This is a genomic window from Thermococcus sp. (assembly GCF_027063845.1).
Taxonomy (GTDB): Archaea; Methanobacteriota_B; Thermococci; order Thermococcales; family Thermococcaceae; genus Thermococcus.
In genome coordinates this window covers 1-14,285 of sequence record NZ_JAMOQU010000130.1, presented here as the reverse complement: position 1 = coordinate 14,285, position 14,285 = coordinate 1, and the positions used below count along the sequence as shown (strand labels likewise).

The window sequence follows — 14,285 nt, the reverse complement described above, 5'->3', positions numbered from 1 at the left end:
CTTACTCTACGGGATAGCCAAGCTCGTCGGCGTGTGGTATCCTGAGAGCGAGAAGATAGTTTCAACGGTGATTTGGGGGACTGTCCTTCTCATAATCGGTGGGATATTCTTCACCAAGGGCTTCAACTTCAGCGTAGGTCACTTTTTGGCGTCTCTCAGGAAGGCAGTCTTTGAGCAGTTCGTTGTCGTTTTTTCATTCGTTGCGGGAATACTCGTCATAGCGAGTGGTGCAATAAACGCCTACCTGAACCTTGAGAGCTATTCGCTCAAACTAATCGGCAGTTATCCGGGAACGTCGCTTCTGGCGACTCTGATTTATCTCAATGCCCTTGCGGGCTCAATTGCCCTGGGAATAGCGGTTATGATGGCTGGAAGGGTAATCCAGGCCTACCTCAAGAGGGACCACCACATCTGGTACTACGCGTCTGCCCTTCTCATGACGCCGGCCCTCTGGGTGACTATTGACCTCACCACCCGTTACGCTCTCGCGATACTGACGATTTCGGACATAGATGTCTTCCAGAAACTGCTCTTTGCGCTTGCCGACGTTGCGCTTGCCGTTGTGGTTGGTGTTTACCTCCGTGGAAAAGTTAGGGGATGGATGAAGGTTGAAACTGAAGGAAGCGATACGGGAGTACGAGCTAAGGCGTGAAGAGGGTCTGAAAAAGGCCGAAAAGCTCAGAAAGAAGTACAATAAGTGGCTTGGCAAAAAGAAAAAGGAACTTCTCAATGCCGTCGGAAAGCTGGAAACGGCCAAGCCCCCCAAGAACGTGGATGAGAGGCTCCTTCAGATAGTTGAGGCTGACAGGAGGAACTACGTAAGTGCTATGAAACATGCCGTTGAGGGAATTCAAAGTATCGATGACCTCGGAAAGCGTCTTCCAGACCTTGCGAAAGTTCACGTTGACTACGGGAAGCACGTCATGATTCTCTTCGAGAAAGAGGTTTACGCAGTCAATTCCCTTCTCAAGGAACTCAGCAAGGGCTATGCAGAGTTCAGAGAAGAGCTCGAAAAAAGCGTTCCGCCGGAGATTGGTGTTGTGGAGAAGCTTGAGGAGCTTAGAAAGGCTCAGCGTGAATTCCAGGCCAAGAGGGATGCGCTTTCAAGACTCGCCCACAAACTCGAAGAGGAGCGAAAAAAACTCGAGTCTCTCCTCTCATCGGAGGAGTTCGCGAGGGTTGAGATGCAGATTCGCGAAGTTTCTTCTAAGATTCGTTCAATCGAGCTTGAACTCCGTTCGAAGGTCTCAAAGCTCCAGAAACCGCTTAAGAGGATGCGCCTCGGTGGAATAGCCGATGAGGTCGCCCGGGATAGCGGAGTTGCCCTTGAGAGGCCCAAAGAGTTCTTGTCCCTCCTCGTCAACGTCTATCCGAGACTTGAGGGAAAAGCCAGGAAATCGGCGGAATGGCTACTCGAAAACCTTGAGGGCAAGCTGTCCGAGCTGAGTGAACTTCGTAGGGAGCTGGAAGGGCTTGAGGCACAGCGGGAAGAGCTCTTGGGAAGCGTTAAGCCCGTTCAGGATGAACTCCTTGCCATAGAACGGGAACTGTCCCAGCTGGCGGACGACGTTAAGAAACTCGAGAGAAAACTTCTAAGAATCGAGGTCGAGCTCAAGGAGGAGCTGAGAAAGCTTGAGGACTACCTTGGGGAGAAGGTGGAGGTAAGTTTTTAAGTTAGGCTTCCCTAATCAAACCGGTGGGAGAGATGTTCAAAGTTGATAGGTTGCGCTTCGGAACGGCTGGAATACCCCTCTCAACGCCAAAGCGCTCAACGATAGACGGCATAATCCACGTGAGGAACCTCGGGTTAGATGCTATGGAGCTGGAGTTCGTCAGGGGGGTTAACCTCAAGCCCGAACTCGCGAAGAAAATCAAGTACGTCGCCAAAAAGCACGACGTCCTGCTCACGGCGCACGCTCCTTACTACATCAACCTCAACGCGAACGAGAAAGCAAAGGTTGAAGCAAGCAAGAGGAGGATAATTCAAAGCGCTGAGAGGCTTCATCAGGCGGGTGGCTGGAGCGTCGTCTTTCACGCCGGCTACTACCTCAAGCAGGACCCGGCGAAGGTTTACAACAGAATCAGGGACGCGCTGAAGGAAATCGAGAGGGAGCTCATGGATAGGGGGATAAAGGTGTGGATAAGGCCAGAGCTGACGGGAAAGCCAACCCAGTTCGGGGATTTGAAGGAGATAGTGAAGCTCAGCGAGGAGCTTGAAATGGTTCTGCCGACGATAGACTTTGCCCACGCGCACGCGAGGAACAGGGGCAAATGCAACTCCGCCGAGGAGTGGCGCGAGATGCTGGCCTTTATTGAGGACAGGCTTGGCAGAGAGGCTTTGGACAACATGCACATTCACATGAGCGGCATCGAGTACACGGAGAAGGGCGAAAAGAGGCACCTCCCGCTCCAGGAGAGCGACATGAAGTGGGAGGACCTGCTCAGGGTTCTAAAGGAGTTCCGCGTTAAGGGCGTCGTCATAAGCGAGAGTCCAAACATCGAGGAGGATGCGCTCCTGATGAAGAAGAAGTACGAGGAGATAAGGGTTTGAGCAAAAATCTTCATTGTGCATTCGCCTTCTTGACGAGCTTTTCCCACTCCTCCTTCATCAGTATGCATCCCGGGTCCGGGGCGAGGATATCGCCGTAGTACGCGTAGGCCCTCGCGCGACAGCCGCCGCACACGTACCTGAACGGACAGTCCCTGCAGGCGTACTCGGGTGCATCCCTGTCCCTCAGCCTGTTGAAGACCTCGCTGTTCTTCCAAACGTTCACAAAGCCGTCCTTTATGACGTTGCCGACCTTAAGGGGCATGAACACGCAGGGCTGGATATCGCCGTTGTGCTCGATTGAGCAGTAAATCCTTCCAGCCCCACAGCCGCCTATGAACTCTGTCAGTGCCTTCGCCGCCCCACCGAATCCCGCGGGTATCTCAATCTCGGCAAAATGGGTCGGCGAGACCCTGTCGCCCTCTCCCTGCTCCATCGCGGTTATGGATATCCTCGAGTAAGCGGGGCAGGTGGAGAATATCTGGATGTCCCCCTTCTTCCATTCGTTGTAGAGATATCTCATGAGCTCCTCCCTCTCCTCGGGGGTGAGATCCTCGTTGATTATCCCCTTCCCCCTTCCGGTTGGTATGAAGTTGAAGACTATGAACCTGTCAACTTCCAGCTCCCTCGCGAGCTCCAGTATGTCCGGAATGTAGTCGATGTTCTCGCGGGTTGCCGTCGTTGCTATGCCGACGCTGAGCCCCGCGGCTTTGGCGTTCTTTATCCCCCTGATAGTGGCGTTAAAGGCACCCTTAACCCCCCTGAACTCGTCGTGGATTTCTGGGGTCGGCCCGTCGAGGCTTATCTCAACGTACCTTACCCCGACCTCCTTCAGCCTCTTCGCAACCTTCTCGGAAATCAGCGTCCCGTTCGTTGCAACGGAGAGGTAGAAGCCCTTCGAGCCGGCGTACTCGGCAACCTTCCAGAAGTCTTTGTTTATCAGGGGTTCCCCGCCTGAGAACGATATGGCCGCGACACCCGCCTCGTCAAGCTGGTCAACGACGTTCAGCTTTTCCTCAAGGGTCAGCTCGTCCGGGGCGGGGTAAGGGGTGGCGTTGGCGTAGCAGTGCTTGCACCTGAGGTTGCACTGCTTCGTGAAGTCCCAGACGACCATAAAAGGCGCGACCAGCCTCTGGGGCTTCGTTATCCCGTATTCAGCTATGCTCCTGAGTATCACGGCGAAGCCCTTCCTCATGTAGGGGTCCTTGAGGTGGCTTTTAATCGTTTCTGGGCTAACTCCGAACTTCTCGGCGCCCTTCTCGAGCGCCTCGCCGACGATTTTTGCGTGGAGCCTTTCCCTGACGCCCTTTGGTTTCACAACCCCCGCGTAAACGCCGAGGGATTTCTCAAGCTTTTTGACCTCCGTCATCTCCTTGAGGATGAAGCTCGCAAACCTGTTGTCCATCACCTTGTGAAGGTACTCTATTATTTCACCCTCGTCCAAGTTCTTACTCATGTTTTCCACCCCATTTTCAAACCGTCACGTTAGATGTATCAGACACTTCGTGTATAAACTTTTCCGGCTTTTCTTAATACGCCTCGACCAGAGATGGAGTTGAATACCACCTGTGCTCTTCCACCTCGATTCTTATGTCCAAGGGCTCGAGCCTCTTATCGGGGTCGAACCCGCGCTCGATTCCCCACTTTCTCAGGTGCCTGACGACCAGGCGCGCTCCCAGCGTTGCCAGCGGGTAGAAGGGAATCAGGAACGGGTTGTCCTTCATGACCGTGGGCAGGCCCCTGACAACTTCCCTGTACAGGTGCCTCCAGGCGTGGTAGAGGTGCAGGAACTGGCCGTACGTTATCATCTCGTCTATGCGGTAGAACTCCTGATCCTTGAGGAGTCCCATCGGGATGAAGGCCAAGGGCGTCACCGTGAAGTGCGCCCTGTTGCCGAGCTTTTCCTCGAGCTCCTTCTCCATCGTGATTATCAGCCGGGCGGTCATTATCTCGTCTTCCTCGGTGTCTCCAGGAAGGCCCAATATCGTCGTGTAGGCAGGGAACCAGTAGTTCTTGTTGAGGACGTAGGTTCCGTTGAGCAGAACCCACGGCCACTCCTCTGGCGAGAAGGGCTTCATCTTGTTGTTCATGTACTTCCCGATGAGCCTCGGTGATGCCGTCTCAAAGCCCACCTGTATGCCGATCCAGTGGTCCGGGCCGGCCTCGACTATCTCAGAAATCCTCTCTATCATCCCCGGGTTCGCCAAAGCGCCAGCCACAGCACCGTGGGTCGGGTTGACGTTCCTGGTGTATCCCCTGGCCATCTCGAAGAGCTCTACAACAGCTTCGGCGTTCGGATAGAAGTTCTTCCTGTCCTCGACCTTGTAGAGGAAGATGTCCTCGCTGTGGAGCCATGCGTGGTCTATGCCCGCTTTTACGTTGAGCCTTATCTCCTCCTCGATTTTTTCAAGGGGTATGTAGCGGGCCACCCTCAGGTTCGGCTCGCAGAACCTGCAACCCCTGCCGCAGCCGCGCATGACCTCGACGAGGCCCTTGTATGAGGGAGCAACTATAGTTGGAATCTGCTCGACCCTCGGCCAGCCCTTTATGAATATCGTTTCGTCCGCGTTGCCAGTCTCTATATCCCTGAAGAGCTCTCCAGCGACGTGATCGGCCTCGCCTATGACGACGTGGTCAATCCTGAGCTTCTCCCTTTCCTCTTTCCTGAAGTCCACCTGCCAGGCTCCCGGGCCTCCGACGACGAGCTTGAAGTCCAGTCCCTTCGCGTCCCTGATGCGGTTTATCCTCTCGACGAGCTCAAGGAACTTGACCTTGGTGTAGTTCGTCCATTTCCCTCCGTTCGTGAACATCATGCTGACCGGACCAAGGCCCATTGGGTCCATCTCGTATAGCGCCACAACGGTCGTGTCCTTTCCTATGAACCTCTCTATCTTGCGTGGGTGTGCAACAACCACTTCGTCCCGCCTAAAGCCGTCCCTCAGCAGGGCCGCCTCGACCTTCCTGAGCCCATAGGGAGCCTGCGTTAAAACCCCGTTCTCGTCTGGAAGCTGGCTGTCGAGGAGCCTGAAGACCCACTTTGGAAGCTTGTCGTAGGGTGCACAGCCGAGGAAGTCGAGCAGGGGGACGTCGTGGTACGTGCTCGTCAGCGTTTCGTCGGTTGTCAGCACGATTCGAGTCATTTTGGTCACCAGAGGTATGAAGGAAAAATTGCATATTTAAGAATTTCCATTTTTCATGAATCTTGTAGTGCTAACCTAAAATGTTTCAATGTTTAACTGTTAAAGAAAGTAATAAAAGACGCGAACTCAATGGGTGCCTTCCTCAAGCCTCCGGTACATTTCCATTATCTCGAGCAGTTCCTCGACCGGCAGGGCGTACCTAACGTGGCCGTTGCCCTCGACGGTTTTCGCCTGCAGGAGGGCGTTGATTATAGCCTCTTCAGTCGCCTCAGCGGTTGCCTTGAAGAGCCTGCTGAGGGCGTTGTCGGGCAGGAAACCTATCGGATGTGGTTCTTTGTCGAGTGGAACCGTTTGAGCGGTCGAGAAAGCTAAGACGACGTCGCCACTTCCGTGATAGGCGTAGCCACCCGTCCTCGCGAGACCCACAACTGCCCTCTTCGCGAGACGCTTTAGCTGTCTCGCCGTCAGGGGGACGTCCGTTGCGACAACTATCGAGATGCTACCCTTCGTGGAGGGTCCTCTTCCAGGATAGTCCTTCAGCTCAAGGCCGACGGGAACGCCCGCTACTGTTAAATCCTCCCGTTTTCCGAAGTTCGCAAGGACGAGCGAGGCAACGGTGTATTCCTCGCCACCTATCTCAACGACCCGTGAAGACGAGCCTATTCCGCCCTTGAACTCGAAGGCGCTCATTCCTGTTCCCGCTCCAACAGCTCCTTCCCCGAAGTCCAGCGAGGCGTTTTTGACGGCCTCGAAGTAGTGCTCCTCCTTAACTGCCATCTTCCTGATGTTGTTGAGGTAGGAGTCGTTGCACTCCATGACGACCGGGGAGACGCTCTTCAAATCGGGGTTCAGCTCAATCATGTGCTTCACCATCGCGCTCGCGACCGTGTAGACGCTCAGCGTGTTGGTTAACGCTATCGGCGTCTCGATGTATCCGAGCTCGTCAACCTGGACGAAGCCTATCGGCTTGGAGAAGCCGTTCATGACGAAAGTCGAGGCGAAGAGCCTCTCTTTGTAGGGGTTCTTCACGGGCGGTAGGAGAACAGTCACGCCAGTTCTCACGTCTTCCCCCTCGATGAGCGTCGCGTGGCCGACCTTAACTCCTAAATCCGCTATAGAGTTCCTCTTCCCGTGCCCGTAAACGCCGATTTTGATTCCCAGCTCGGGGGCCTTCATGGTATCACCGGTGATAGATATCACGCTGGATTTAACAAACTTGCCCAATCAAGACTTATAAACAGGCAAAACCAAGTTTTGGCCATGAGGTTCAGGCCGAGCTACTTGCTCATTGCTTTCCCGCTGGCCTTCCTGCTCCTCTTCTTCTACCTGCCTATGGCAGATATTCTAAGACTGGGCCTCTGGGATAACGGTCCAACGCTCAGGTTCCTCTCGGCAGTCCTAGGCAACTCCTACCACCGCTGGGTTATACGCTTTACAATCACTCAGGCGCTTTCTTCGACCGCCCTTACGCTCATCATTGGCCTCCCCGGGGCGTATATCTTCGCCAAGTACGACTTCCCGGGCAAGAGGGTAATCCGGGCCATCCTAACGGTCCCCTTCGTAATGCCCGGCATAATGGTTGCCCTCGGCTTCATCCTACTCTTCGGAAAGGACGGCTTCATAGCCCACTTAATCGGACGCGACCCGGGGATAATCTATACGTGGAAGGCCATACTCCTCGCCCACGCCTTTTACAACTTCCCGATAGTGATTAGAATGGTCTCGTCGCTCTGGCAACGCGTTAATCCCCACTATGAAGAGATGGCCCAAACACTCGGCGCGAAAGGCTTTAGGCTCTTCTGGAAGGTGACATTGCCCTTAATCTCTCCTGCAATCTTCGCGTCAGCTATGCTGACGTTTGTCTTCTGCTTCCTGAGCTTCTCAATTCCTCTAATCCTCGGTGGTTACCGCTACGTGACCATGGAGGTGGACATCTTTTCGACCGTCATGACTCTCCTCGACTTCCGGACCGGCTCCGCTCTGGCGGTGATTCAGATAACCCTGAGTGCCATCTTCATGTACCTCTATCTCCGTTCCCTCGACACCTACTCGAAAAGGGAGGAGCAGAGGATTCTTCAAAGGCCCCAGAAGCTCGGGCCGAGGGACTTACTCAGTCTCAAGGGGCTGGGTGTGGTCCTGTATTCGGTTCTCGTGTTCGTATTCATCGTTGCCCCACTTCTGGCAATAGTTTACGACTCCCTTCTCTTCAACGGTCACCTCAGCCTTGAGAACTACCGCAGGGTCTTCTCGCCGGAGTACAACCCGATGTTCGGTGTCTCGACCCTCGGGGCGATAAAGAACTCCCTCCTCTTCGGCTTCACGACCGTTGTAATCTCGATTCTCGTCGCGCTCCCACTCGCTTATCTGCTGAATCGCTGGGACTTCAGGGGAAAGCGCCTTCTCGACGTTCTCGTCATGCTACCCCTTGCGAGTTCCCCCGTAACGGTTGCGCTCGGCTACATAATGGTCTTCCAGTCAACGCCCCTTTACTACACCTTCTGGATTGTGGCTATAGCCCACTCCATCATAGCCTACCCTTTCGTCTTCCGCTCCCTCTCAACCGGGCTGACCAAGATAAAGCGGAACCTGCGCGAGGCCGCCTTGACGCTTGGGGCTAACGAGTGGAAGGCATTCTTGAAGGTGGAGTTGCCACTAGCCCTTGGAAGCCTTATTGTCGGGGCAATCTTTGCCTTCGCAATGAGCATAGCCGAGCTGGGAGCGACCTACATGCTTGCCCCGCCGGAGTACACCACGATGAGCCTCGCCGTTTACAAGTTCCTTGGCGCGAGGCACTTTGGAAGCGCTTCCGCCCTTTCGGTCATCCTGATGGTGGTGTCGGCAATAGGATTCCTAATAATAGAAAAGGTCGGTGAGGAGGTATGGTGAGCGTTGAGCTCAGGAACGTAAGCAAGCGCTGGGACGGTTTTGAGCTTCGCGTTGACTTATCTGTGAAGGACGGCGAGTTCCTGACACTGCTCGGCCCGAGTGGCTGTGGGAAAACGACGACGCTGAGGATTATAGCGGGCCTTGAAAAGCCAGACTCGGGGAGGGTTCTCTTTGACGGTAACGACGTTACAGACCTTGAGCCCAACGAGAGGAACATTGGCATAGTCTTTCAGGACTACGCGCTCTTTCCTCACATGACGGTCTTCAAGAACATCGCCTTTGGACTGGAGATGAGGAAGCTCCCGGGGGCGGAGATAGAGAGAAGGGTTAAGTGGGCACTCGAACTCGTCGGGCTGGAGGGCCTTGAAAATCGCTATCCTGAGCAGTTGAGTGGCGGACAGCAACAGCGCGTTGCCCTCGCGAGGGCCTTAGTAATTGAGCCGGAGGTTCTGCTCCTGGATGAGCCCCTCAGCAATCTTGACGCGAAGATACGGGAGCGCCTCCGCTCCGAGATAAGGCGGATTCAGCGCGAGCTCGGGATAACGACGGTCTACGTCACCCACGACCAGGAGGAGGCGATGGCCATAAGCGACAGGATTGCCGTCATGAACGTCGGAAGAATTGACCAGATTGGAGAGCCACTTGAGCTCTACTACAAACCTTGGACGGAGTTCGTGGCGCGCTTCCTTGGAACGAGCAACATCCTTGAGCTTGAGGCCGAGAACGGCGTGGCAAGGCTTGGAAGCCTTGAGTTCTCGGTTGGGGTTGATGGAAGAGTTAAGGTGTTCTTCAGGCCTGAAAGTGTGTTGATAACGGAGGGTGAAGATGCCACCGTTACCGGTTACGAGCTTCTTCCGGGGAGGATGAGGCTTTACCTTGACGTTGAGGGCCATACTATCATAGCGGAGCGCCCACTGCCGGATTTGCCCTTCGAGCCAAACCGCGTTCCTCCACGAGTTGGCATATTGGTAAGGTCTTTCTCCCTCCTCAGTTTATAACAAGTTTATGTCAAAAAAAGTTTTATAAATCCGTTTTATCGCCGTTTCTGTGTCAACCAATGGAGGGATGCTTATGGAGTGGTTTGAGCGGTACTTTGAGTTTGACAAGTACGGGACAAACATGAAAACCGAAGTCCTCGCTGGAATAACGACGTTCCTCACGATGGCATACATCCTCTTTGTCAACCCGCAGATACTCAGCGTTGCAATGGGTCAGGAAGCATTTAATTCTCTGGTTGCCGTTACGGCCCTTTCAGCGGGTTTTACAACGATTCTCATGGGCATCTACGCCAAGAAGCCATTCGCCCTCGCGCCGGGAATGGGTCTTAACGCTTACTTCGCCTACACAGTAGCCCCCAAATACGGCTGGAAGGTCGCTCTCGCAGCGGTCTTCGTTGAGGGTCTAATATTCATCGCGCTGACCCTCACCAAGGTCAGGAGCGCGGTAATCCACGCCATCCCAAGGAGCCAGAAGTACGCCATCGGTGCTGGAATTGGTCTGTTCCTGACGCTCATTGGCCTGAACGACGTTGGCCTGCTCTCCGCGCAAGTTGAGGGTGCCAAAGACGCCGTTATTCCACTCGGAAAGACCGTTCTCCTTAGCGGAACCCTCAAATTCACGGGGTTGAATACGAGTGTTCTGTTATCAAAGCAGATACTGCTCTTTGTTTTTGGAGTCCTCCTCACTGGAATCCTCATCGCGAGGCGCGTGAAGGGGGCCCTTCTCATCTCGATACTCACTACAAGTGTCCTCGGTTGGATTACCGGCGCCGCTCCATGGCCTGAGAAGCTGTTCTCCACACCGACGATAAGCTACACCTTTATGCAGATGGACCTCCACGGCCTCCTCAGCGCTGGTGCCCTTGGGGTTGTCTTCGCTTTCTTCATGGTTGACTTCTTCGACACCCTCGGAACGGTCACCGGCCTGAGCGCCAAGGCGGGCTTCCTGACTAGGGATGGAAGGGTTCCAGACGCCGAGAAGGTTCTCCTCACGGACGCGATAGGAACGACCCTCGGTGCCGTCCTCGGAACGTCAACAGTCACCACTTACATCGAGAGCGCCGCGGGAATCGAGGAGGGCGGAAGAACTGGAATGACTGCCCTCGTTACTGGATTCCTCTTCCTCGCAATCGGTCTTTTCATCGCTCCCCTCGCCGGTGCGATTCCGGCCTTTGCAACCGCCCCAGCGCTCGTCATAGTCGGCTACTACATGCTCAGCGCCCTCAAGGAGGTTGACTTCAGCGACCACACCGAGGCCCTTCCGGCCTTCCTCGTGCTCGTCACGATACCCTACACCTACTCTATAGCCGACGGAATCGGTGCTGGCTTCATAAGCTACACCGTCCTCAAGGTCTTCAGCGGCCGCTGGAAGGAGGTCCACCCGCTCATGTACATCTTGGCGGGGGTCTTTGTAGTTTACTTTGCCTATCTTGGCGGTCTCTTCTGACTTCTTTCCTTTATCCTCCAGTATCCTGCAGAACGAAACGAGGAACAGGAAGACGGAATTAGAAAGAACCTTATTCACTCCTCCAGCTTCTCCTTCAGGAACTGTTTGAGAACGTAGGGGCACTGCTCCTGGATAAACTTCGCAAACTCCTTCATCCTCTTGACTGTTACCTCGCTGACGTAGTGCTCGAACTGGCAGGCGTCGTGCTCCGCTATCTCCGGTGGGATGCCGAGTATGTCAACGAAGAACTTTGTCAGGAAGACGTGCTTCGAGTAAGTCTCTTCGGCTATCTTCCTTCCCGCTTCGGTTAGGAGAATCCTATCGTACTTCTCGTACTCGACGAGACCCTTCTCGGCGAGCTTTTTGAGGGCGTCAACGACGCTTGGCGGTTTTACGTTCATTATCTTGGCTATGTCCTTGACCCTGATTACGCCCTTATTCTTGTGGAGGATGTACATGGCCTCCAGATACTCCTCCTCCCTCTTGGTGACCTCCAACGGCCTCACCGTGTTAGGGTTGCCAAAAACCTTTAAGTAGTTTTCCCAAAACTTAAAAGTTTTAGGGAAATCCGGTATCGGTGGTGAGAATGGCGCTCTACTTCATAGGCCTCGGGCTCTACGACGAAAAGGACATAACGCTCAAAGGTCTCGAAACGGCCAGGAAGTGCGAAAAAGTCTTTGCGGAGTTCTATACATCGCTCCTCGCGGGAACGACGATAGACAAAGTGGAAGAACTCATAGGCAAGCCGATAGTCAGGCTGAGCAGGGAGGATGTCGAGCTGAACTTCGAGAAAATCGTCCTTCCCGAGGCAAAGGAGAAGGACGTAGCGTTTCTTACCGCTGGAGACCCTATGGTGGCGACGACCCACTCCGACCTGAGAATCCGGGCGAAGAAGGCCGGCGTTGAGAGCTACGTGATTCACGCCCCGAGCATCTACTCCGCGGTGGCCGTAACAGGGCTTCAGATTTACAAGTTCGGAAAGAGCGCCACCGTTGCCTATCCTGAGAAGAACTGGTTCCCGACGAGCCACTACGGCGTAATCAAGGAAAACAGGGAACGCGGTCTTCACACACTCCTCTTCCTCGACATAAAGGCCGAGCAGAACCGCTACATGACGGCGAACGAGGCGATGGAGATACTCCTGCAGATAGAGGAGATGAAGAAGGAAGGGGTTTTCACGCCCGAAACCCTCGTCGTGGTTCTGGCAAGGGCCGGCTCGCTGAATCCGACGATAAGGGCGGGCTACGTTAAGGAGATGATTTATGAGGACTTTGGAAGGCAACCCCACGTTCTCATAGTTCCCGGGAGGCTCCACATCGTCGAGGCGGAGTACTTGGTTGAGTTCGCGGGTGCACCTGAGGAGATTTTGAAGGATGTTTAGCGAAAGCTTTATATTTTTGCCCGCTCTCCATACTCCGGGCGGGCCCGTGGTCTAGTCTGGTTATGACGCCGCCCTCACGAGGCGGAGGTCCGGGGTTCGAAGCCCCGCGGGCCCACCAGTTACAAACTTCGCCTTCGCGAAGTTTGACCAAGGTTTGTGATTCTTCTCCGAGAACGCAATTCTAAGAAGTTTGCACTCTCAAGTGTAAGTATTCTCAAGGAATTCTCTATCAAAGGAGCCATTTAGATGGGGTTTCTCTAAGGAGCGCTCCGAAGGAGCGCGATGAAAAGTAAACCCAAGCAAGAAAGCTTCCAAAATCTAAGAATTCGCATTTTACACGAGTCCATTAAAAGCGCAAACGCTCTTGAAAAAGCCCTTGGGGAAAGAATCACAAACTTTGATGAAACTTTGCCGGGCAAAGTTTCTTTGGTGAAACTTTTCCAAAAGCTTGCTTGTGAGGGTTTCACTCTAAGAAGGTGTCCTTCGGGCGCTGATAAGAAGTTGAAACTGTTTGAGATGCTCAGTTTAGAAAACCAAACTCCTTATACTCCTACATTCAAATAGCGCACGACTGACTTTTTGCTTTGTCTTTGAGAATGACACTTTTTGATCAAACTTTGCTTTGCAAAGTTTGGGGGTGTGGGGGCGTTAGCCCCCCAGCAACCTTTGCTTGCGCAAAGCTTGACCAAAATGGTTTAACTGTCCAAGGGGCAAAGGAAAAGTTGCATGCGTTATTAAACAGTCAATGGATTTAGGGTTTTTATGCTCACGATGGTGAGTGGGAGGAAAGTGTTTAGTTTTGAACAGCGCCCGAAGGGCGCTAACGGGAGGAAACACACTCAAAATTGGCAGGTTTGGAAGTAAACCCCCCGAGAACAAGCCATTCAAGAGGCATGTCGACTTTGATGAAACTTTGCGAAGGCAAAGTTTCCTTGCAAAAAATTTTCATACTCCCAAACCCGAAAAAGGGTTGCAGGGTTCGAAAGTCTTTTAAATAGTCTCCATAAGCTCCCTTCAGCGCGTTGGGGTTAGGGAGGACAGTGGGGGCGAAATATGGCCTGGCACGTCTTCATTCCCGATTCCCTCCTTGAGGAAACCGACGACCCAAAAATCCGGACGTACAAGGTTGGGCAGGTTGCGAGGGCCTGCGCAATCTTCGGCGTCGAGCACATCTGGATTTACAGGGCAGGTGGGAGGGACGGGAAGTTCATAAAAACAGTCCTTGAGTACATGGAAACACCGCAGTACCTCAGAAAGAGGCTGTTTCCCCTGATGCCAGAGCTCCGATATGTGGGTGTCGTTCCCCCGCTCAGGACGCCACATCACAAGCTCAAAGGGAAACCCAAGGTCGGGGAAATCCGAGAGGGCTACGCCTTTCGGAAGGGAAGGAAAATCTACGCGGACATCGGGCTCGACGAACTGGCAATCGTTGAGGGGGACATTGAGGGCAGGGCAACGTTCAGGATTGTTTCAACGAAGCCTCTGAGGGTCGTTCCGGCGAAGCCGGTTGAGTACTGGGGCTACAGGGTTCACCTGAGCGGGAAACCCCTGGCGAAAACACTTAAAAAGGCTCACCTGGATTTGGCAATCGCGACCTCGCGGAAGGGTCGCGACGTGAGAAAGGTCAACCTTCCCCCGCTCGAAGGGGAGGTTGGTATCGCCTTTGGCTCGCCGAGGAAGGGCGTTATGGAGCTCCTCGGCGGTGAGTACGAGTTTGACTTCGTGCTCAACACGATTCCAAATCAGAAAACTAAAACTGTCCGCACCGAGGAGGCGCTCCTCGCCACGCTGGCGATATTCAATCTCATGAGGAGGGATTGAGATGGGAAAGGTTCACAGACCAAGGAGAGGTTCACTCGCCTTCAGCCCGAGAAAAAGGGCTAGG

Annotated in this window: 12 protein-coding genes and 1 tRNA gene; 9 read left to right on the top strand and 4 right to left on the bottom strand. The window is 54.0% G+C overall.

The window, feature by feature from the left end; genetic code table 11:
- From MVO87_RS11125 to MVO87_RS11115, 3 genes are all read left to right on the top strand, one after another.
- Positions 1-652 (top strand): DUF373 family protein (locus tag MVO87_RS11125; RefSeq protein ID WP_297553154.1); only part of this gene is annotated, 652 nt, incomplete at its 5' end.
- Entirely contained in the window at positions 609-1,673 is a 1,065-nt protein-coding gene (locus MVO87_RS11120; RefSeq protein ID WP_297515545.1) for a V-type ATP synthase subunit I domain-containing protein, read from the top strand. The genes MVO87_RS11125 and MVO87_RS11120, both read left to right, overlap by 44 nt.
- Before the next feature lie 32 nt (positions 1,674-1,705).
- On the top strand, positions 1,706-2,551 hold the full coding sequence (locus tag MVO87_RS11115; protein WP_297553160.1) for a deoxyribonuclease IV: 846 nt from the start codon (positions 1,706-1,708) through the stop codon (positions 2,549-2,551).
- Positions 2,552-2,561: 10 nt separating this feature from the next.
- Here MVO87_RS11115 and MVO87_RS11110 read toward each other — a convergent pair whose 3' ends face one another.
- From MVO87_RS11110 to MVO87_RS11100, 3 genes are all read right to left on the bottom strand, one after another.
- Positions 2,562-4,004: a radical SAM/SPASM domain-containing protein gene (locus MVO87_RS11110; RefSeq protein WP_297512219.1), complete on the bottom strand. Its 1,443-nt coding sequence runs from the start codon at positions 4,002-4,004 to the stop codon at positions 2,562-2,564.
- Positions 4,005-4,077: 73 nt separating this feature from the next.
- Positions 4,078-5,688, bottom strand: a complete 1,611-nt coding sequence (locus tag MVO87_RS11105) for a B12-binding domain-containing radical SAM protein (RefSeq protein ID WP_297553158.1) — start codon at positions 5,686-5,688, stop codon at positions 4,078-4,080.
- Between the two features lie 126 nt (positions 5,689-5,814).
- Entirely contained in the window at positions 5,815-6,864 is a 1,050-nt protein-coding gene (locus MVO87_RS11100) for a DmpA family aminopeptidase (protein ID WP_297516273.1), read from the bottom strand.
- A gap of 84 nt (positions 6,865-6,948) precedes the next feature.
- Between MVO87_RS11100 and MVO87_RS11095 the strand changes: the two genes are divergently transcribed.
- From MVO87_RS11095 to MVO87_RS11085, 3 genes are all read left to right on the top strand, one after another.
- Positions 6,949-8,574: an ABC transporter permease gene (locus MVO87_RS11095; RefSeq protein ID WP_297516276.1), complete on the top strand. Its 1,626-nt coding sequence runs from the start codon at positions 6,949-6,951 to the stop codon at positions 8,572-8,574.
- Positions 8,568-9,572 (top strand): ABC transporter ATP-binding protein, encoded by a 1,005-nt coding sequence (locus tag MVO87_RS11090; protein ID WP_297516280.1) that lies wholly within the window; start codon positions 8,568-8,570, stop codon positions 9,570-9,572. Before MVO87_RS11095 ends, MVO87_RS11090 begins: the two co-directional genes overlap by 7 nt.
- A gap of 73 nt (positions 9,573-9,645) precedes the next feature.
- Positions 9,646-11,019: an NCS2 family permease gene (locus tag MVO87_RS11085; RefSeq protein ID WP_297553156.1), complete on the top strand. Its 1,374-nt coding sequence runs from the start codon at positions 9,646-9,648 to the stop codon at positions 11,017-11,019.
- A gap of 74 nt (positions 11,020-11,093) precedes the next feature.
- Here MVO87_RS11085 and MVO87_RS11080 read toward each other — a convergent pair whose 3' ends face one another.
- Positions 11,094-11,516 carry a metal-dependent transcriptional regulator gene (locus MVO87_RS11080; RefSeq protein WP_297512838.1) on the bottom strand — a complete coding sequence of 141 codons (423 nt, stop codon included), beginning with the start codon at positions 11,514-11,516 and terminating at the stop codon, positions 11,094-11,096.
- Positions 11,517-11,605: 89 nt separating this feature from the next.
- On the opposite strand from MVO87_RS11080, the gene dph5 reads away from it, so the two are divergent.
- The 3 genes from dph5 (at position 11,606) to MVO87_RS11065 (ending at position 14,221) form a co-directional block, all read left to right on the top strand.
- Positions 11,606-12,400 (top strand): diphthine synthase, encoded by a 795-nt coding sequence (gene dph5, locus MVO87_RS11075; protein ID WP_297512837.1) that lies wholly within the window; start codon positions 11,606-11,608, stop codon positions 12,398-12,400.
- A gap of 40 nt (positions 12,401-12,440) precedes the next feature.
- Positions 12,441-12,518, top strand: a tRNA-Val gene (locus MVO87_RS11070).
- A 935-nt stretch (positions 12,519-13,453) separates the two neighbouring features.
- A complete protein-coding gene (locus MVO87_RS11065; protein ID WP_297512830.1) occupies positions 13,454-14,221 on the top strand; it encodes a putative RNA uridine N3 methyltransferase in 768 nt (255 codons plus the stop codon).
- Positions 14,222-14,285: the final 64 nt, after the last annotated feature.

Excerpts from the sequence above, each read along its gene's own strand:
- dph5 (WP_297512837.1), top strand. The coding sequence starts at position 11,606 with ATGGCGCTCTACTTCATAGGCCTCGGGCTCTACGACGAAAAGGACATA.
- MVO87_RS11085 (WP_297553156.1), top strand. The coding sequence starts at position 9,646 with ATGGAGTGGTTTGAGCGGTACTTTGAGTTTGACAAGTACGGGACAAAC.
- MVO87_RS11090 (WP_297516280.1), top strand. The coding sequence starts at position 8,568 with ATGGTGAGCGTTGAGCTCAGGAACGTAAGCAAGCGCTGGGACGGTTTT.
- MVO87_RS11095 (WP_297516276.1), top strand. The coding sequence starts at position 6,949 with ATGAGGTTCAGGCCGAGCTACTTGCTCATTGCTTTCCCGCTGGCCTTC.
- MVO87_RS11110 (WP_297512219.1), bottom strand. The coding sequence starts at position 4,004 with ATGAGTAAGAACTTGGACGAGGGTGAAATAATAGAGTACCTTCACAAG.
- MVO87_RS11100 (WP_297516273.1), bottom strand. The coding sequence starts at position 6,864 with ATGAAGGCCCCCGAGCTGGGAATCAAAATCGGCGTTTACGGGCACGGG.
- MVO87_RS11065 (WP_297512830.1), top strand. The coding sequence starts at position 13,454 with ATGGCCTGGCACGTCTTCATTCCCGATTCCCTCCTTGAGGAAACCGAC.
- MVO87_RS11105 (WP_297553158.1), bottom strand. The coding sequence starts at position 5,688 with ATGACTCGAATCGTGCTGACAACCGACGAAACGCTGACGAGCACGTAC.
- MVO87_RS11115 (WP_297553160.1), top strand. The coding sequence starts at position 1,706 with ATGTTCAAAGTTGATAGGTTGCGCTTCGGAACGGCTGGAATACCCCTC.